The organism is Sulfurovum sp., from assembly GCF_036568385.1.
In the GTDB taxonomy this organism is placed as follows: Bacteria; Campylobacterota; Campylobacteria; order Campylobacterales; family Sulfurovaceae; genus Sulfurovum.
Genome location: NZ_DATCSP010000077.1, coordinates 12,178 through 32,469, shown reverse-complemented (window position 1 = coordinate 32,469; position 20,292 = coordinate 12,178). Strand labels below are relative to the sequence as shown.

General features: G+C 42.9%; 21 protein-coding genes. All 21 read left to right on the top strand.

The window, feature by feature from the left end; genetic code table 11:
- Positions 1–309, top strand: a 309-nt coding sequence (locus VIM88_RS08310) for a DUF507 family protein (RefSeq protein ID WP_331862430.1), incomplete at its 5' end; no start/stop codon positions are given.
- On the top strand, positions 309–1,427 hold the full coding sequence (gene carA / locus VIM88_RS08305) for a glutamine-hydrolyzing carbamoyl-phosphate synthase small subunit (protein ID WP_331862429.1): 1,119 nt from the start codon (positions 309–311) through the stop codon (positions 1,425–1,427). The genes VIM88_RS08310 and carA, both read left to right, overlap by 1 nt.
- 9 nt (positions 1,428–1,436) lie before the next feature.
- Positions 1,437–2,477 (top strand): D-alanine--D-alanine ligase, encoded by a 1,041-nt coding sequence (locus tag VIM88_RS08300; protein ID WP_331862428.1) that lies wholly within the window; start codon positions 1,437–1,439, stop codon positions 2,475–2,477.
- Between the two features lie 261 nt (positions 2,478–2,738).
- Complete coding sequence (locus tag VIM88_RS08295; protein WP_331862427.1) at positions 2,739–3,512, top strand: SCO family protein; 774 nt, start codon at positions 2,739–2,741, stop codon at positions 3,510–3,512.
- A complete protein-coding gene (locus VIM88_RS08290; protein WP_331862426.1) occupies positions 3,513–5,168 on the top strand; it encodes a cytochrome c oxidase subunit I in 1,656 nt (551 codons plus the stop codon). It abuts the gene before it with no gap.
- Complete coding sequence (locus VIM88_RS08285; RefSeq protein WP_331862425.1) at positions 5,168–5,872, top strand: cytochrome c oxidase subunit 3; 705 nt, start codon at positions 5,168–5,170, stop codon at positions 5,870–5,872. Before VIM88_RS08290 ends, VIM88_RS08285 begins: the two co-directional genes overlap by 1 nt.
- Entirely contained in the window at positions 5,865–6,206 is a 342-nt protein-coding gene (locus tag VIM88_RS08280; protein WP_331862424.1) for a cytochrome C oxidase subunit IV family protein, read from the top strand. The genes VIM88_RS08285 and VIM88_RS08280 overlap by 8 nt, the downstream gene beginning before the upstream one ends.
- 11 nt (positions 6,207–6,217) lie before the next feature.
- Entirely contained in the window at positions 6,218–7,414 is a 1,197-nt protein-coding gene (gene coxB / locus VIM88_RS08275) for a cytochrome c oxidase subunit II (RefSeq protein WP_331862423.1), read from the top strand.
- Positions 7,411–8,274: a protoheme IX farnesyltransferase gene (locus VIM88_RS08270; RefSeq protein ID WP_331862422.1), complete on the top strand. Its 864-nt coding sequence runs from the start codon at positions 7,411–7,413 to the stop codon at positions 8,272–8,274. The genes coxB and VIM88_RS08270 overlap by 4 nt, the downstream gene beginning before the upstream one ends.
- A gap of 75 nt (positions 8,275–8,349) precedes the next feature.
- Positions 8,350–8,871, top strand: coding sequence for a hypothetical protein (locus VIM88_RS08265; RefSeq protein ID WP_331862421.1), 522 nt, complete (start codon positions 8,350–8,352; stop codon positions 8,869–8,871).
- Between the two features lie 239 nt (positions 8,872–9,110).
- Positions 9,111–10,577, top strand: coding sequence for a cytochrome-c oxidase, cbb3-type subunit I (gene ccoN / locus VIM88_RS08260; protein WP_331862420.1), 1,467 nt, complete (start codon positions 9,111–9,113; stop codon positions 10,575–10,577).
- 15 nt (positions 10,578–10,592) lie between these two features.
- Positions 10,593–11,261 carry a cytochrome-c oxidase, cbb3-type subunit II gene (gene ccoO / locus VIM88_RS08255; protein ID WP_331862419.1) on the top strand — a complete coding sequence of 223 codons (669 nt, stop codon included), beginning with the start codon at positions 10,593–10,595 and terminating at the stop codon, positions 11,259–11,261.
- A gap of 11 nt (positions 11,262–11,272) precedes the next feature.
- Positions 11,273–11,491 carry a cytochrome c oxidase, cbb3-type, CcoQ subunit gene (locus VIM88_RS08250; protein ID WP_331862418.1) on the top strand — a complete coding sequence of 73 codons (219 nt, stop codon included), beginning with the start codon at positions 11,273–11,275 and terminating at the stop codon, positions 11,489–11,491.
- The gene (locus VIM88_RS08245; protein WP_331862417.1) at positions 11,488–12,381 is read left to right on the top strand and encodes a c-type cytochrome; all 894 of its coding nucleotides are present in this window, start codon (positions 11,488–11,490) and stop codon (positions 12,379–12,381) included. The genes VIM88_RS08250 and VIM88_RS08245 overlap by 4 nt, the downstream gene beginning before the upstream one ends.
- A 10-nt stretch (positions 12,382–12,391) precedes the next feature.
- Positions 12,392–12,634, top strand: a complete 243-nt coding sequence (locus VIM88_RS08240) for a DUF4006 family protein (RefSeq protein ID WP_331862416.1) — start codon at positions 12,392–12,394, stop codon at positions 12,632–12,634.
- Positions 12,635–12,736: 102 nt separating this feature from the next.
- Positions 12,737–13,366 (top strand): hypothetical protein, encoded by a 630-nt coding sequence (locus VIM88_RS08235; RefSeq protein WP_331862415.1) that lies wholly within the window; start codon positions 12,737–12,739, stop codon positions 13,364–13,366.
- Positions 13,353–13,901, top strand: coding sequence for a FixH family protein (locus VIM88_RS08230; protein WP_331862414.1), 549 nt, complete (start codon positions 13,353–13,355; stop codon positions 13,899–13,901). Before VIM88_RS08235 ends, VIM88_RS08230 begins: the two co-directional genes overlap by 14 nt.
- A gap of 100 nt (positions 13,902–14,001) precedes the next feature.
- Complete coding sequence (locus tag VIM88_RS08225; RefSeq protein WP_331862413.1) at positions 14,002–16,359, top strand: PD-(D/E)XK nuclease family protein; 2,358 nt, start codon at positions 14,002–14,004, stop codon at positions 16,357–16,359.
- Positions 16,356–19,094, top strand: coding sequence for a RecB-like helicase (locus VIM88_RS08220; RefSeq protein ID WP_331862412.1), 2,739 nt, complete (start codon positions 16,356–16,358; stop codon positions 19,092–19,094). Before VIM88_RS08225 ends, VIM88_RS08220 begins: the two co-directional genes overlap by 4 nt.
- An 89-nt stretch (positions 19,095–19,183) precedes the next feature.
- Positions 19,184–19,609, top strand: coding sequence for a 50S ribosomal protein L13 (gene rplM / locus VIM88_RS08215; protein WP_331862411.1), 426 nt, complete (start codon positions 19,184–19,186; stop codon positions 19,607–19,609).
- Positions 19,610–19,611: 2 nt separating this feature from the next.
- Positions 19,612–20,001, top strand: coding sequence for a 30S ribosomal protein S9 (rpsI, locus tag VIM88_RS08210; protein ID WP_331862410.1), 390 nt, complete (start codon positions 19,612–19,614; stop codon positions 19,999–20,001).
- Positions 20,002–20,292 lie beyond the last annotated feature (291 nt).

The following is a 20,292-nucleotide window of genomic DNA, read 5'->3' as shown; positions in this document are numbered from 1 at the left end:
AAAAAGAAAATGGCTCCTGAACATGGTGTGATCATGAACTATGATGACCGATACAATGATCTGGCTCACCTGATCTTGGATGAGCTGTACGAAAACTATCTTGCAGAGTATACAGTGAATGAGAACCAGGTGAAGAACGTGATCTTCAAATCCTTCAAAGCGTTCGCGGATGCCTATGACGAGATAGACGATATCGTCTATGCAAAGATCAAGGGCATGGAAAAAGAAGTGATCCCTGGCTCTCAGGATTATGAGTTGCTTTATGAAAGGTTGTATCAAGAAGAATTATCTAAAAGAGGTATGCTCTAATGACAAAAATCTCACTCTATTTTGAAAACGGGTTGCTGCTTGAAGCCAAAAGTTTCGGTGCGGAGGGTACTTCAGTCGGAGAGATCGTATTCAATACCTCTCTGACCGGATACCAGGAGATCGTGACAGACCCCTCCTATGCAGGGCAGTTCGTAACCTTTACGATGCCTGAGATCGGTAACGTAGGATGCAATGCACAAGATATGGAGAGCAAGGCTGCCCACTGCAAAGGTATCATCGTACGCTCCTACCAGGAGAGACCTTCCAACTTTAGATGCGAGGAGCCTCTCTCTGCCCTGCTTAAAAAGCATAACGTACTGGGTATCACAGAGATAGATACAAGGTTTATCACGAAAGTGTTGAGAGAAGAGGGCGCCATGATGATGGTAGCTTCTACGGAAATACACGAGAAAGAGGCGCTGAAAAAAGTATTGGAGTCCTCCCCCCGCATCGAAGAGATCAACTATATTGAGCAGGTGAGTACAAAAGAGAGCTATGTGCACAAGGAAGCGCGCTATAATGCAGATACATTCAGTTACGAGACGCCGAAAACCACCAAAAAGATCATTGCGCTTGATTTTGGTATCAAAAGAAATATCCTGAACGAACTGACACATGCGGGAATGGAAGTAACGGTGGTACCGAACTCCATCTCTGCTGAGGAGATCATTGCCAAAGTCGATGCCAAAGAGATCGACGGCGTGTTCCTTTCCAACGGACCGGGTGATCCGATCATCCTGAAAGAGGAGCACGAGAAGATCAAAAAGCTGATTGCACGCAAAATACCGATCTTTGGTATCTGTCTGGGACACCAGCTGCTTTCTATCGCGCACGGCTATGATACGTTTAAACTTCAGTTCGGGCACCATGGCGGGAACCACCCTGTGAAAAACACCGTGACAGGCACTGTAGAGATCACGGCACAGAACCACAACTACAATGTCCCTGACACGATCAGGGAAATAGCGACGGTGACCCATGTCAACCTTTTTGACAATACGATAGAAGGACTCAAATACAATGACTCTCCGACAATGTCGGTACAGCACCATCCGGAAGCAAGTCCCGGCCCGCATGAGAGTGCCTATATCTTCGGCGAATTTGCCAAAATGCTCTAAGGGGTCACCATGAAGTTAGCAATAGTGTTCGGCGGATCGAGCTATGAGCATGAAATAAGTATCGTTTCTGCCATTACAATGAAAAAAGTATTGAAAAAGTCTGAGCTCATCTATATTTTTGTCAGCAGTGACAGAAAATTCTACCTTATCGACACAGAGAAGATCAACGCGAAACTTTTTTCCTCGGGTGACTATAAAAAAGCCAAACAGCTTACGCTTAAAAGCGGCGGTTTTTTCATGGATGGAATGTTTGGAAGCAAAGCCGTAGATTTCGATGTAGCCTTGAATCTTATTCATGGCAGGGACGGAGAAGACGGTAAGATAGCTTCACTGATGGAATTTTATGGTATTCCTTTCATCTCACCACGCCTGGAAGCTTCGGCGCTCTCTTACAACAAGCTCTATACGAAGTTCCTGGCAGAGAGTCTGGGTGTCAAAACAGTGGCCTATGAATACCTCTCCAAAAACGATGAAAGAAAAATAAGCATGGACTTTCCTGTGATCATCAAGCCGGTGCGTTTGGGATCGAGTATCGGTGTAAGCATCGTCAGAGATGCTTCCGAGCTTGACTATGCACTGGATGTTGCCTTTGAATTTGATTCGGATGTCATCGTCGAACCTTTTATCGAAGGGGTAAAAGAATACAACCAGGCCGGGACCTATACGGACGGCTGGGAGCTTTCTATCGTAGAAGAGCCTCAGAAAGAAGTATTTCTGGACTTTGAAAAAAAATATATGGATTTTTCGAGAGATTCAAAGGTCCTGGCGGCGGATATCACCGATGCGATGAAAGCAAAGATCCAGGAGAGCTTCAAGAAGATCTATGACCCGCTCTTTAAAGGAAGCATCATCCGCTGTGATTTCTTTGTCGTAAATGGCGAAGTACTTCTGAATGAGATCAACCCTATCCCGGGTTCTATGGCCAACTATCTCTTTGAAGATTTTGAAGCGATGCTGCAGAGACTCTCCAGCAATCTTCCCAAAGAGCAAGATATTGCTGTGAACTACGACTATATCCACTCCATCCAAAGTGCAAAAGGGAAAGCATAAGCTTTCTCCCTGACGCAACTGTCATATTTCTCTTTTTCATTTACACCTTTCTCACTACTATCTTTACGAAACCTAATACAATAAATTACTAAAAATTATATGTAATTAAAAAAAATTATTTTATGTAACACTAAAGCAAAATTATTTATCAAATAAGCTCTATTTTATATATTTTTATTACCCATTAAGTGCTTCTAGCCTAGAATATGGGATCTATTTCGGAAAAATAGATAATTGGGAGGGTAAATGAAAAAACTTTTGATGTTTTTAATGCTACTGGGTACTTTACATGCATCTACATTAGGAATAAATGAAAAATTGGGAGCCATGGTTCCGCTTGATCTGACATTCATTAATGAGAAAGGCGAAAGTGTGACGTTGAAGGAGCTCATGGAGGGCAAGCCGACGATGATCTCACTCAACTACTTTCGCTGTGCAGGTATTTGTAGTCCACAATTAAATGATATGGCAAAAATGCTTGGGCGTTTGGATCTGGCAGAGAATACAGACTATAAGGTACTGACCATTGGCTTTGCCGAGGATGAAGGCCATGAACTGGCTGCTGCAAAACGAAAGACGATGCTGAGTGCGATACAGAGGGACTTTGTACAGGATGCATGGCATTTCGTGATAGGTGAGAACAACTCTTCAGGTATTCTGGCCGATACAGTTGGATTTACCTTTCAGAAAACGGTTTCTCCTGCAGGTGTGGTAGATTACCTACATCCGGCTGCACTTATCATGTTATCTCCAGAAGGAAAGGTTACACGTTACCTTAACGGTATCGAGCAACTTCCTTTTGATGTAAAGATGGCATTGATGGAAGCAGGGCAAGGAAAGGTCGGTCCTACCATAGCAAAAAATCTGCTTTATTGTTTTGCATACGACCCCAAAGCAAAAACCTATATCTTTAAATGGGAAAAAATCGCAGCAACAGTCATGTTTGCTATTATGTTCGCCTTCTTCATATATCTTGTCAAAACAAGCAGAAGAGACGACGACCACGAACATCATCAAAATAAAGGAGACAATTAGATGAGTAAAAGTTATTTCGACGAAACACACTGTGCCATTGGGCACCCGAAAAGTACATTCATGCAGTGGATGCTTACTATTGACCATAAAAGAATCGGTCTTATGTATGCAGCTGTCATGTTCGTATTCTTTTTTATAGCAGTGGCAACAGCATTTTTAATGCGTTTAGAATTATATGCACCAGGCGGGCAATTTGTCGATGGTGATACGTTTAACCAGGCATTTACACTGCATGGTGTCATTATGATCTTCCTCTTTATCGTACCGGGAATTCCTGCGATATTCGGAAACATTGTCATGCCGCTTATGATCGGGGCGAAAGATGTATCTTTCCCTAGATTGAACTGGTTTACATTTTGGCTCTATATCTTCGGTGCGGCCATTGCAGTTTCATCACTATGGGTAGGGAATGGATTTGCAGATACTGGTTGGACATTCTATGCGCCATACTCTTTAAATACGGGTACCAATGTGATCATGACACTGGTTGCGGCATTTATTCTTGGTATGGCATCGATCCTTACAGGGCTTAACTTCCTGGTAACGATCCACAGACTTAGAGCACCTGGTATGACATTCTTCAAAATGCCGTTGTTCGTATGGGGTATCTATGCAACAGCATGGATCCAGCTTCTTGCAACACCGGTCGTTGGTATCACATTGGTACTTGCTATTTTGGAAAAATACTTCGGTATTGGTATCTTTGACCCTGCAAAAGGTGGAGACCCGGTACTGTTCGAACACCTCTTCTGGATCTATTCTCACCCAGCGGTTTATCTTATGATCCTGCCGGCATTCGGTATCATGTCTGAGATCATCCCGGTATTCTCAAGAAAAGAGATCTTCGGGTATAGAACGATCGCACTTTCCTCTGCTTCCATTGCAGGTATCGGTTATTTGGTGTGGGGACACCATCTGTATACTTCAGGTATGGCGGATATTGCGAAAACGGTTTTCTCCTTCCTGACATTCTTTGTTGCCGTGCCTACAGGGATCAAGTTCTATGACTGGGTAGCAACCATGTACCAGGGTAAGATCGTTCTTGACACTCCGATGGTATGGGCACTGGGTACGATCATTACATTTGCTATCGGGGGTCTTACTGGGGTAACGATCACAATGATCGGTGTGGATATCCACCTTCAGGATACCTATTATACGGTGGCTCACTTCCACTATGCGATGCTGGGTGGGGTGGTATTCCTGCTTTTTGCCGGAATGCACTACTGGTTCCCGTTGATCACAGGAAAAATGTACAATGAGAAAAAAGCAAAAATTGCGTTCTATATGAACTTTATCGGGTTTAACCTTTTATGGTTCCCGATGTTCATCGCAGGTTTCCTGGGTATGCCTCGTCGTTATTTCGACTACCTACCGGAATTTGAGATCTATCATAAGATCTCATTTTGGGGTGCAGTGATCTTTATTGCTGGTTTGATCTATATGTTCTATGTATTGATCCAGGGATGGAGAAAAGGTGAAAAAGTGGGTCCAAATCCATGGAGAGCAACGACACTTGAGTGGCATATGCCTTCATCACCACCACCACTGGACAACCATTCAAAAGTACCTTATGTTGACTTTGATCCATATGAGTATAAGCATGGTGAACCGGTAGTTAAATTTGATTACGAAACAATGAGAAGGATTGACTGATGGCACACGAATATGTACCAGAGATCGCGGTTGACCGCGAAGGGAATGAACATGAAGTTCAAGGTTGGCAAGATGATTTTTACGGCGGGAAACTTGGTTTCTGGCTGTTCATGCTTACAGAGGTAATGATGTTCGGTGGAATGTTCCTTGCACTTGCATACTATAATACATTGCATCCGCAGGATTTCATTATCGCTTCATCTGGCCTGGACAGATGGCTTGGCGGTACGAACACAGTGATCCTATTGGTTTCTGCATTGACAATGGGGCTGGGTCTACTGAATATGAGAGCCGGTAATGTCAAAGGTGCGAAATTGATGATCATTGCCACTATTGTGCTTGCATTGGCATTCTTAGGTATTAAAGCAGTTGAGTGGACAGCAGAGTACCATCATGGTATTTTCCTTGGATTGGATGCACTGCAGGCCGGTAATGAGCAGTCTAAACCATTTGGTCAGATCTTGTTCTTTGGTATGTACTTTACCATGACGGGACTACACGGTTTCCACATCATTATTGGTATCGGACTTATGATCTGGTTGCTTAAGCGTATCAATGCGGGTAAAGTAAGCCAGGATCATCATATTTTACATTTTAATATTGCACTATATTGGGATATCGTACACCTTATCTGGGTATTTGTTTTCCCATACTTCTATATGATAGGTGCAGGCGACGTAGCAGGAGGGGCACACCATGGATAAGACACTAGAATATAACTCAGAACAGTATAAAGCTGAAAGATCAGTCTATTATAAAGTGCTTATAGGGCTATTGATATTGACAGCGGTAACATTTGTACAGCCGCATCTGTTCATGGCCAATGCAACATTCTTGGCACAAATGGTTATTGCAGTAGCGAAAGCATGGCTTATTGTCATCTACTATATGCACTTAAAAGGTGAGAAATTAATTGGTGCAATGGTGATATTCTCATTGGCACTCGTATTGGTATTCTTTATTATCGTAATTGGTGTAGATGTCGCCAATTTCCAATTTGGTGCTGAAAGTCATATTACAGCTCCAGCAGCGCACTAAGAGGAGGTGACATGTTAGAAGGATTTAACACTAGTGCAGCTACATTTGCTGCAGATGTCGATCAGGCATTTTGGATACATATTGTGATCTCAATCGGGCTATTTTTGTCCGTTGTAGCTCCAATGTTTTATTTTGCATGGAAATATCGTGCAGATAAAGTAAAAAAAGAAGAGATTGGTACGTTAACACACCATACTGGTCTTGAGATTACATGGACAGTGATCCCAGTGATCTTGTTGATGGTATTCTTCTACTATGGTTATAGCTCGATGAAAGTACTAAGAACGATGCCGGCAGAGAGCGAAAGTATCGTGGTCAAAGTGGAAGGTTCTAAATGGAAGTGGGAATATGAGTACCCTGCAAATGCAAGCGGTCATGTGCATAAAATCGGTGGGGCATTTCAAAAGCCTAAATTAGATGAGAATGGAAAAGTGCTTGAAAAGGGTACTATGGGCATAAGTGCACTCTATGTACCAGTAAATACCAATGTTATTTTAGAGATGACTGCACCACTTAATGATGTCATTCATTCATTCTATATCCCTGCTTTCCGTATGAAAGAGGATGTGGTTCCAGGACGTACAACGAAGCAGTGGTTTAATGCTTCTGAAGTAGGTGAGTATGATATTGAGTGTGCTGAGTACTGCGGTACAGATCACTCATATATGTACTCTAGACTAGTAGTACTTCCACAAGAGGAGTATAATGCATGGTTTAATAGTACAGATAATACACCAAAAGGTAATTATGCTAAAAGTGGTGATGCACTAGTACAACGACATGGATGTACACAATGTCATGCAATTGAAACAGATAAAGTATTAGTTGGACCTTCTCTTAAAACCAGATTTACAAAAGAACAAGTATTGGATGTGATCAATAATGGTCAAGATCAACTTGGTTACGCTATGGGAGCAATGCCAGGCGGATTGGTTACCGGTGCTGATGCTGAAGAGATTGCTGCGTATGTAGCTGGTGGCATGAAAGGTGAAAAACCTGCGTCATTTGCTGCATGTTCTTCATGTCATGGTGAAGATGGTAAAGGTATGGGTGGAATGTCTCCAAACCTTGTAGGGTATGATGCAACACTTATGAGTCATGTATTCAAGAATGGTAAAGTGGGTATGATTGGTAGAATGCCAGCATATCCTAATATGTCAGAAGAAGAGATTTCAGCAATTGCTGAATATCTCGAAAATGTTAAATGATAAAAGATCTCTTTAGCGTTACAAAATTTATTCTCTCCTTTGCGGTGAGTCTTTCCGCACTTTTTGCCTATATCATGGCAAAGGGGGAGTTTGGGACAGATATGCTTCTTGCCACGCTTTCTGTACTGCTTGTAGCGATGGGTGTTTCCACTCTGAATCAGGTGCAAGAGTATAAAGAAGACTCCAAGATGGAACGGACCAAAAACCGTCCCATCGCTTCAGGAAGAATGTCGCCTGCTACGGGTGTCATTATTGCAGCTGTATTGATCGCCCTCTCTATGGTATTGATCTATGACCTGCTGGGAATCACAGGCATCAATTTATTTATGTTCGCTTTCATTTGGTATAACGCCATGTATACGCCTTTGAAAAAAAAGAGCGCATTGGCAGTGATACCTGGAGCGATCCTGGGAGTGATCCCTCCGGCGGTCGGATGGTTGGTAGCAGGGCATAGTCTGAAAGAATTGGAGTTTATAGCGATCGCTGCCTACTATTTTATATGGCAGGTACCGCATTTTTGGTTGCTTGTGATGCTGTTTCACGGTGACTATAAAGAGGGCGGTTATCCTACAGCGATGCGTCTATTCGGACAGGGCAGCCTGCAAAGGCTGACATTTGTATGGCTTATCTTTACGATACAGGCAGGGATATTCCTGGTATGGGCTTTCGAAGTCTATCCTGTGACAATAGGCCTATCTATACTGGTAGGTATCTGGGCATTTATCAGCTCTTTTGAGCTTTTGCGTCCCAGATTTGAACTTAAAAATGCCCGTTCTGTTTTTTGGAAGATCAATGCAGCGTTTCTTGCCATTATCATCCTGATCAGTATTGATGAGTATATCAAACATCATATCTCTTAATATACTATAATGTGAACCAAAGCGCCTGCTTTGGTTCACTTCTTGCCATGCGATACATATTTTAAGGAAAACCCCATGCAAAATAAAATTTATCCCCTGAAGACGATACTTGATACCATCAGCAAATATAAAAAACCAGACGTAAAAAAAAGAATGATCTTTGACCAGTCCCCCGTAGGCGGAATAGGCAGTAAATGGGTGATAGCACTTTTTTTCTCGATCCCGCTGTTGGAGTATGCCCTGATATTCAACCCCTATGTGTTCAATATGCTGGGTATCGCACAGGCGATCATATTTTTTGTGGTATTCCTTTCCGTGGTCATGATACTGATATTTACCCTGACAGTGATCAATAATGCCAAAGTCGTGAAGAAGATCACGCCATCCTGGAACCACTATTTCCCTGATATCGACCTAAAGCTGATCGTGACATCCGGTGCATCACCTTATAAAGCATTTTACAGCCACTATGCAGAGGCACTCAACAGAGGTGTGAGTGAAGAGGGACTTCATGCGCACCTAAAAAACGCTTTTGAGATCATGCAAAATGAGAACAGAGAGTTGCTTGATGCCATGGAAAATGACCGATCACGATAGAGTATGTGCCTAAGAAAGAGTAAATTACTCTTAATAAAATCAATATTTTTGATAAAAAAAATAGGATAAAAATACTCTTTTAATGGTTTAATTCCCTTCGTTTATACGTTATATGTAACCTTTTGTACCAAATTCAATCCATAGATAATTATTTAAGTCACCATGTAATCAAATAATATTATAATTATTATTGAGTGTTCTAATCAAATTGAACATAGAATCAATACAAGGGGGTATGCATGCAATCAAACGCAGCATTGGAATATGATTATTCATTGGCAAAAAAGTTTACTTACTTGACTATTTTGTTTGGTTTTTTAGGGATGTTGGTCGGTACGATCATTGCCGCACAAATGGCATTTCCTGAATTAAACTACCTGCTCGGTGAGTACGGTACATTCTCAAGACTTAGACCTATTCACACGAATACCGTGGTATTCGGGTTTACAGTTTCAGGAATTTTCGCTACCTGGTTCTACCTAGGGCAAAGGGTCCTGAAAGTCTCTATGGCAGAATCGAAATTTTTGATGGTAATTGGTAACCTTCAATTCTGGATTTACTTTATAGGTGCACTTGCGGCAACAATTTCTTTGGTTCTTGGTGTCTCTTCATCCAAAGAGTACGCTCAATACGAGTGGCCATTTGACCTTGTCGTGGTAGTGGTATGGGTGCTATGGGGTGTAGGTATCATGGGACTTATCGGGATCAGAAGAGAAAAAGCACTTTATATCTCTGTTTGGTATTACCTTGCATGTTTCCTTGGTATCGCTATGCTGTACTTATTCAACAACATGGCCATTCCAACCTATTTTGCAACGGAAGGTCTTGGAAATGTGTTGCACTCAGTATCGATGTATTCAGGAACGAATGATGCCCTCGTACAATGGTGGTATGGACACAATGCGGTTGCATTCGGGTTTACTGTACCTATCGTTGGTATGATCTACTACTTCCTTCCAAAAGAGTCCGGTCAAGCGATCTACTCTTATAAGCTCTCTTTACTTTCTTTCTGGGGATTGATGTTCGTTTACCTTTGGGCTGGATCACACCACCTTTTATGGTCAACCGTTCCGGACTGGATGCAAACGATGGGATCAGCGTTCTCGGTAGTACTTATCTTGCCATCATGGGGTTCAGCGATCAACATGCTCCTTACGATGAAGGGTGAGTGGAACCAGTTAACAGAGAACCCGTTGATCAAGTTCATGGTACTTGCATCTACATTCTATATGCTTTCAACGATCGAAGGGCCTATTCAGGCGATCAAATCGGTCAATGCGATCGCGCACTTTACAGACTGGATCCCTGGGCATGTACATGACGGTGTGCTTGGTTGGGTTGTATTTATGACCATGGCTGCACTGTTCCATATGGCTCCGCGTATGTTCAAAAGAGAAATTTACTCTAAAAAACTGATGGAGACACAATTCTGGCTACAGACTACAGCGGTTGTACTTTACTTTACCTCTATGTGGATCGCAGGTATCACACAGGGTATGATGTGGAGAGCCGTGGATGAGTATGGTAACTTGATGTACAGTTTCATCGATACGGTGAATGTACTCCATCCTTACTATGTAATCAGAGCACTTGCTGGTGTTATGTACCTTGCCGGGTTCATAATGTTCGCATACAATATGATCAAAACGATGACTTCTGCTAAGGTACTTACAGAAGAACCACAGTTTAGAACACCTATGGCATAAGGGAGGTAGGTTATTATGTTTTTTCATTGGTTAGAAAAAAATCCGTTCTTCTTCGCTTCGGGGATCTCGATCGTTATCGCGTTTGCAGGGCTTATTGAGATAGTACCGAACTTCGCCAAGGCAGCAAGACCCGTAGTGGACCTGAAGCCTCGTACAGTACTTGAGCTTGCAGGTAAAAATGTCTATATCAAAGACAACTGTATGTCTTGCCACTCGCAGCTTATCCGTCCGTTCAAATCTGAAACGGATCGTTATGGAGCGTACTCTCTTTCAGGGGAATATGCGTATGACAGACCATTTCTTTGGGGTTCCAAAAGAACAGGTCCGGACCTGCACCGTGTAGGAAACTACAGAACCACAGATTGGCATGAGAACCATATGTGGGAGCCTGCCGAGATCGTTCCAGGTTCGATCATGCCGGCATACAAACATCAGTTCACCAACATGGCGGATATCGAAACTGCTTATGCAGAAGCTGTTACCGTTAAAAATGCATTTCATACGCCTTATGGCCCTGAATTCCAAAAGACCAGAGCGGCATGGGAAGCGCACAGACCAAAAGTACTTGAAGATGCAAAAGCGATCGCTGATGATATGAAAAACCAAGATGTTAAAGAAGCAGTTGCGAGAGGTGAAGTACCTGAGATCGTAGCACTGATTGCTTACCTTAACAGCTTGAAGTAAGCGAGCTCAAGATGGACATTAGAGAGCTACAGGGCTATGCCAGTTTCTTTATGACCATTTTTTTGGTAGTGATGCTGTACGGGTATATTATACACCTGTACAGAAGTGAAAAAAAAGGGGAGCGCGATTATGAAAAATATGGGAATATTGCACTTGATGATGAGATCACAAGTAAACCTGTAGAAGATAAACCCGCGTCGGAAAGAGAATACAAGGAGGATAATAAATGAATGCGTTAATGATAAAAGCATTGGCATTTGCAGCTGTATTGATTATAGCGACGATTGCAGTGGTAAGCAGTTTGGATATAGATATCCTGGCTGATAATGTTACGGCAATTACAATGGCTGGTGCTATTGCGGTTGCAACAATTACGGCATCTGTGGCGGTGAAGTATGTCAACCAGATGAAAACAGATACTGCCAGCGGAAAGCTCGCAGATGAGAATTGGGACGGGATCGGCGAATATGAGAATGAACTGCCTTCAGGATGGGCTTATTCATTTTTAGCGGTTTTTCTATGGTCCATGTGGTATGGACTTATAGGGTACCCGGTAAATGCATACAGCCAGATCGGTGAGTATAACGAAGAGGTTCTAGCTTACAAAGAAAAGTTTGAAGAGAAACATAAAAATATCGATACGGAAACACTGAAAGAGATGGGAGAATCTATCTATCTGGTACAGTGTGCACAGTGTCACGGTACGACAGGAGACGGCCTTTCCGGCAAAGCGCAGGATTTCACTTCCAGAATGACAAAAGCGCAGGTACTGGATGTGATCAATAACGGTTCGAACCAGCTGGGTTATCCTATGGGTATGATGCCTCCGGGTATGGCGCAAGGCGAAGAGGCTGAAGAGATCGCTGCCTATGTGGCCGGCGGAATGAAAGGGGAACAGCCTGCATCATTTGCTACAGCATGTGCTTCATGCCACGGCGCAGACGGTCAGGGAAATAACGGCATGTCACCGAACCTTGCCACTTATGATGATGCATTGATGAACCATGTGTTGCAAAATGGAAAAAAAGGTATGATAGGTAAAATGCCTTCATTTAAAACCCTTATCACACCGGTACAAGAGAAAGCTTTGACTGTATATATTCAGTCATTGTCAAATTAAGGAGTTGAATATGGCAGAAAATACAAAGCGAAGTCTATTTGGACTTCATGGGATATTTGGAGTCTTGATCTCAATTGTAGGCTTGCTTGCAATTCTTATTACATTGATGCTTATGGTGGTCGTAGTGCAAAGAGATGCGGCAGTAAAGCCTTATGATCCGGCCCCGATCAGAGATATCAATAACGTGAAAATGATCTCTGTAGAAAACAAGCAGTTTTCATTTGTCGATGCGAATAAAAAGGATGAAAAATGATTAAATATATGGATAAAGTACTTATCGCATGTATGGCATTTGCAGCGATAGCGGCACTCTATTTGTCATTAAGCGGCAATCTTTTATACGTAGGATAACCTTATGTTCAAAGCAAAAGTAAGGGCAGCCTTGCTTGCTTTGGCACTTCCGCTTCTTCTAAACGCTACACATATACTCAAAGATGACATTCTAAAACTTGAGGCCTCGAAACTCATTAATGAGATTGGTGATGAACTTTTTTCAAAAACGGGTATCAACGGATATGTGATAGCAACCAATGAACCATTTCCTGTAGGGTTTAACCTGGTGGAATACAGCAAGAAGTATGAGGAGCGAATGAGCAAGCCTTATGTACTATTTATATTTGCACCGCGGGCATTGATCACCGAAGAGATCGAACAGAGAGGAAGGGTCGGACTGATCCCTTCATCGGACGATCTTCGTAGCCTGTATGACTATAATGATGTGAGAGATGCAGCGGTCGATGTGGTCTCTACGAAAGATAAAAATTCTGATGAAGACAAACACAACATTGGCGTAATACAGGCATATTCAGAACTGGCGGAAGGTATTGCCGGTTCCAAAGGGGTTGAATTGACCAAAACCATACCGAATGAAACACGTTACTTCGTATGGGGATTAAGTGTGCTTGTCTATATCGGTTCACTGCTTGTACTTTGGTTGTTTGTGCTCAGACCCCTCTATATAAGGATTAAACATGGCAGAAAATAAAGAAAAGACCTATTGGCCGCATATGATACTGGGCTTCCTTGCCATCGGTCTCACACTGAGTTACTGGACGGTAAAATCAGCATCATCGATGCCGGTACAGGAATCCAATGAGTTCATGCTCAAGTACCAGATGGCAGATATGAACATCAACGAGATCATGGAAAGAAAAATAGCCTTTGAGAAAGCCTATACCATTAGGCTTGCAGATGTGGAAACGATGGTGATGACAGACAATGTCAACAGCAACCGTGCGCAACCCAACCCTGTGAAACTTTCACAAGGGATGAATACCTTTGCCTATGAAGTGGTCGCCAAAGACGGTACAGAAGTATCCGATGCCAATGTGACATTTCTGCTGACACAGCCCCACAGCAGAAGCCAGGACCAGCTTTTCGAGAACCTCCCTTATGTCGACGGTAAATACCAGGCAAAAGATGTGAATATCTCCAAAGCAGGCAGGTACACCCTTCAGCTCAGAGTGCAAGTGGGAGATATGATAGGGTACTCAGAAGTTTCTGCGTACCTTCAACCCTGACGCGCCGTATCAAGACAGGGCAGTTCTTGTCTTGATGATACATCTGTCAATATGACAGATTTTGCTTTTTTATGCTTGACACTATGCTATACTACACAGCATGAATCAACTCCATATTTATCCGACATCACGAGCCTTACGAACTGTCAGTGCCGCCTATAAAGAGCAGGACGGCTTTTTGCCGACGATCATGCGCATGGATGAGTTTGAACATCGTGCAATACTGATAGAAGAGAAAACACCCATCGACGCACTGCGGCGTATCTTGTTTCTCAGGGAGGCCGCAAAGTTTCAGGCTTTTGAGGATCTGAAGGTAGATCTGAACCTGGTGCGATTTTTTACCAAAAGTGAGGCACTGTTCAAGTTTTTTGAAGAGTTGGCCGGAGAGAAGACAGGCTTTGAGACCCTGGCAGAGGCAGATGCCTATGCAGAGTTTGAAACACACCTTGGCATACTGGAGCAGCTTTTAGAGAACTATAGAGCACTGCTTGATCGGGAAGGTTTGACCGACAAGGCGTTTATACCCAAGCTTTATCGGCTCAATGAGGGCTTTTTGCAGGGATATCAACATATAGAGGTGCACCTTGAGGGATATTTGAGCCGTTTTGAGCTCGAACTTTTAGAAAAGATCGCGCAGAGAGTGCCGCTGGTGATACATTACACGACCAGCAGATTCAATCAAAAAATGCAGGAGCGTTTTAAAGATCTGGGTCTTGTCCTTCCCAATGACGCCCATGTCAGCTTTGATCTGAGCGATAAAAAAATACTCACGTCAGAGTCTAACCGTGAGACGATCGATGCTGAAGTCTTCTCCGTAGAAGAGAGGCAGGAGCAGATCGCCGTCGCTTTTGTGCAGATAGAAAAGATGGTCCGATCGGGTATCGCTCCGGAAAATATCGTGCTGATACTTCCGGACGAACAGTTCAAAGAACATTTCAGACTTTTTGACCGCTATAACAACCTGAATTTTGCGATGGGATATGATTATGCCAACAGCTATACCTATAGATCCCTGGAGGCGCTCTACAACTATTGGCAGAATTTTGATAGCGAGCACAGGCATCTGCTGGAGCGTTATGGATTTGACCTTGATGCGATAGAGAAACTGGCTCCCTCACGGCAGTGTACGATAGAAGCATTTTTTTCTGTGATCGATGCGCTGGAACTGTTAGAGTGTCCGTTGACGAAAGAAGGGGGGAAGGAGGATCTCAATGAACGGGTCTATGAAACCTATCTTCATTTTACCAGGATATTCGAGACAGAAATGCTCCGTTTGAAAGAGTGGCTCTTTTTATGGCTGAAAGCACTCTCCAAGATCACCATCGATGATGTGCGCGGCGGCCTGATCACCGTGATGGGGGTACTGGAGACCAGAGGGGTGGCTTTTGAAGGTGTGGTCATCGTCGATTTCAATGAAGGGATCGTACCTGCCGCTTCAAGCAAAGACCAGTTTCTGAACTCTTCGGTACGTGCCTTTGCGAACCTGCCAACGAAACATGACAGAGAAGCGTTGCAGAAGCAGTATTATAAACGCTTACTGGAACAAGCCAAAGAGGTAACCATACTCTACAGCAGCAGTGACAACAGGCTCCCCTCTAAATTCCTTTATGAACTGGGACTTAAAGGTGCGGTACCAGCACAGGTACAAACCACTCTGCTCTATGACGAACCTTCACAGTTTGTTGAGGAGAAAGATCCGATCGTAGAGCATTTTAATGCACAGGATATGATATGGTCCGCTTCAAGACTAAAAACCTATCTGGAGTGTAAACGAAAGTACTACTATCGGTATATACAAAAGATAGAGGCAAAGAGAGAAGAAGAGCTGAATGAGGGTGCATTCTTGCATCTGCTCTTGGATCACCTCTATAGAGAAAAAGAATCTTATGACACTCAAGAAGAGATGCAAAAAAACATAGATATTCTTTTAGATCGGTTACTCCCTTTGGATGATGCCCAAACAGCCTATAAAAAACTGCTTTGGAAAGAGAAATTGAAAGGGTTTGTCATTTCTCAGATAGAGCATTTCCAGGCTGATTGGAGAGTGGTGGAAAGAGAAGTGGAAGTACAAGGAGAGATAGGAGGGCTACGTTTCAAAGGGCGCATAGACCGACTAGACCAGAATGCCACAGACACACTTGTACTTGACTATAAAAGCGGCTCAACTGCGGAGGCTAACAAAACCAAGAACCTGGAGAATCTCACAGATCTGCAAATGAGTATCTACCACCAAATGCTTACAGGAAAATACCAAAATATCCATTTGGCATTCGTCAAGATACTCGAAGGAGGCACCATAGAAGAGATCACCGCCCTTGAAGAGAAAAATGCACTCTTGGCACAACACATCATAGAGCTTAAACAGACAAGCGCCTTTATCGCTGAAAAGTGTGAGGATCTGCAAAAATGCAAGTACTGCGAATTTACTTTGATGTGTGAGAGAGGAGAGTATCTATGAGTTTCAAACCTTTTTTAGCCTACTCTGCTTCTGCAGGGTCCGGTAAAACATTCGCACTTTCCGTACGATACATATCCTTGCTTTTTATGGGAGAAGCACCTGGTACTATCTTGGCAGCTACGTTTACCAACAAAGCAGCAGCGGAGATGCGTCAAAGGGTCGTAGAGTCTCTGCGTAGTTTGGCCGATGAAAGCAATGAAGCGTTCACGGATGCGATCTGTGTACAGACAGGACTTTCACGTAAGGCACTTTTAGAAAAACAGTCTGAGGTTTTGGCGCGCTTCCTGGCCAGTAGTTCCTACATTGTCACGCTTGACAGTTTTTTCTCTTCCATCTTGCGTTCGGCTTCTTTGGAGATAGGACTTGAACCTGACTTTGTCACCAAAGAGCAGGGTGAAGATGCACTGGAAAAACATTTCCTCGATGAGGTACAGGCAGCAGGGTTGCTCTCTTCGCTTGTAAAGCTCTCTATGGATATCGAAGACAAACGTTTTATGAAGATCTTTGATCTGATGCAAAACTTTTATAAGGTCGATCCTTTATTGCCTCAGCAGGAAGAGAATGATCTTTCTTTGGTCAGACAGGAAGAGGCATGTGAAGCGCTTAGGATCAAGCTTATAAAAGCACTGACAGATGCTGGGGCTCCTGCACGTTGTATGAATCAGTTTGACACAAAGAGTATCAAAGCGTTGTTTGGTAAATCTCTTTTTGAAAAAGAAACATTGGGAGAACATTCATGGTTTAAAAAAGTAGCCAATGATGAGATAGAAGGGCTTTATGCCTTTCTCAAAAAAGAATTGAGCCGTTGGGCACAGGTGAAAGAAGCCATCGTCCTGCACAATCTCTTCAAGATCTATGACTACTATAAAAATGCGACGATCACCAACGCGAAGTCTTCGGGCGTACTGAGTTTTGATGATCTGACCTATTTTACTTACCGGCTCCTGCATGAGAGTCTCAGCAAAGAATTTTTGTATTTCAAGATAGACTCCAAGTTCAAACATATACTGCTGGATGAGTTTCAAGATACCTCTACGTTGCAGTTCCTGCTTCTGAAGCCGCTGATAGATGAGATCTTTGCAGGGTATGGACAGAGCGAATTTAAGAGCTTTTTCTATGTCGGAGATACCAAACAGTCACTGTACCGTTTTCGCGGTGGGGTAGAAGAGCTGTTCGACAAAGTCGCCGAACACTATGGTGTCACCATAGAACAGATGGATACCAACTACAGAAGCTCCAAAAATGTGGTAGAACAGGTCAATCGGTGGTTTGAACCGGCGATGGAAGGCTATGTGCCTCAAAAGAGCAAATCCGGGGCCTCTGAAGGGTATGTGGAAGTCCTTGAGTCCGAAACACTGATAGAAGAAGCGGTAGGGCAAGCCAAAAGACTCTTGGCATTAGGGGTTGATGTCAATGACATCGCTTTTTTGGTCAGTACGAACAAAGATGGGGTGAGTCTGCAGGAAGCCTGCATGTCCGAAGGTATCGATACACTTTTACAGACTTCCAGTTCACTCAAAAATATGCCTAAAATAGCAGCACTGGTCGCGATGGTGGAGTATCTGTTCTACGGGGAGAAAATAGATGCACAGGCTTTGGTCCTAAAAGTAGGTAAGAGACTGGAAGATCTGGATACTTCCTGGTTCTCCGCATTTATGAGTCCTTTGCAAGTGATAGACAGACTGGTAAGAGGATTCGGGTATTTTGATGAAGATATGAATATATTAAAACTTTTAGAGTTCGCATCGCATTTTTCCGATATACCGACATTTATAGAGGAATTTCGTACTTCTTCCATTGCTGTAGCGGCAAATACAGCACATGGAGCCAAGATCATGACGATCCATGGATCAAAAGGACTTGAATTTGGGTATGTCATCCTGCTCGATAAACTTACACGTAAAAACAGTGACAAGTCGGCACTTATTTATCATTACAATGACAACCTTTACATAGATCAAATCCTTTACAGGATCAAAGGGAGAGAAAATTTTGATGAAGCGTATCAACGTATCATGGAGGCACGCAAGGTCTCAGAGCTGAAAGATAGGAAGAATGTTCTTTATGTAGCTTTGACCCGTGCAGTAGAAGGACTTATTGTGCTTAGAAAACCCAAAGACTCTATTTTTGATGAGATCAGCATCGTACCACTCATTGTGGGTGAACTTCAAGTGGTGTCTACTGATGAGAGTAAAAAGCGTGTACCTGAAAGAGTTAAAGCGTTAAATATCACCAATTATGGGACACAGGAGGTGCTCTCTGCTGAGGAGGAAGAGGAGAAAGACTTTGAAGCTATCCTGTTCGGGACAGCGCTGCATTATGGGCTCGAGATGCTGGGCTCCTTTGATGAGGTGAGTTTGCGTGCGGCCATGGTTGCCTTAAAGAATCGTTTTGGACAGCAGGTATCTGAGGCAGGTTTTGAGGAGATAGAAGGTCGTATCAAAAAATTGATAGCAGACGATGCATTTCGGCAGATACTGCAGGGGGCAAAGATAACCAAGGAACAGTCTCTCAGTTTTGAGGGGGAATTGAAACAGATAGATCTGTTCTTGGAATATACAGACCACTGCCTTGTCGTGGATTACAAGAGCTCCAGGAAGTATGCTTTGAAGCATGAAAAGCAGGTAAGATACTATCAAAAAGCGATAGAAAACATTACGGGAAAAAGAACCGAAGGGATGATCGTCTATCTGGAAGCTGAAGGAATTGAACTAATAAGCTTAAAAAACTCTTAATTTAAATAAATTTTAAGGTTATGTGGATACAATTCGTCCACAAAAGAAGATTTAGAGATTAAATCGTTCTATTTAAACAAGGAAAATTCATGAAATTGACATCAGTTCTTAAACCTGCTGAAGTACAACGTGACTGGGTTCTGATCGATGCAGAAGGTAAAACTTTTGGTCGTATCCTGACCGAGGCGGCGACACTTCTTAGAGGTAAACACAAACCATCATTTACGCCAAATGTAGATTGTGGTGACTACGTAGTTATCATCAATGCTGAAAAAGCGAAGTTCTCAGGAAACAAACTGGAAAATAAAGAGTATTTTACGCACAGTGGTTATTTCGGTTCTACAAAAAGTAAAAAACTTGATGATATGTTGGAAAACCATACAGAAAAACTTTTCAAGTTGGCTGTGAGAGGTATGCTTCCAAAGACTACACTTGGTAGAGCAATGCTTAAAAAGCTAAAAGTATATGCAGGTGCTGAACACCCACACACTGCGCAAATCAATAAGGGAGCGTAAGCATGGCAACTATGTACGCAACAGGAAAAAGAAAATCAGCGATCGCTAAAGTCTGGTTGACGCCAGGTAACGGCGAAATGCTTATCAACGGTAAAACACTTGACCAATGGTTGGGTGGACATGAAACGCTTAAAATGAAAGTAAGACTTCCACTTGAAGCGACTAAGCAGCTTGAGTCTATGAACATCAAAGCAACGACACTTGGCGGCGGTTATGCTGCTCAGGCGGATGCATTGAAGCATGGTATCACCAAAGCGCTTGTAGAGTATGAGCCATCTTTCAGAGCGATCCTTAAGCCTATGGGACTTCTTACAAGAGACTCCAGAGTCGTTGAAAGAAAGAAACCAGGTAAGAAAAAAGCGAGAAGATCTCCTCAGTTCTCAAAAAGATAGTCGATCTTTTTCCAAAGCCTGCCTTTGGAGATCTCTTCGACTGCTTTGCCCAAGGTTCATCCTTGGTACTTTTTGCAAGAGCCTTTCTCTTGCAAGATCTACTACATCGTAGACACACCACACTTTTTATCCATACATTGCAACCTAAGTCTCATGATCATCTATCTTATTGTGCCCATACGTCTGAATTAGCGTAAAATGGCTAAAGTATGCTACTATTTTAGCTCTGATATAATTTGGAAGAAGTTCACTACTATAAGGGAAGATAAAACAGATGCAGACGGGTATGAT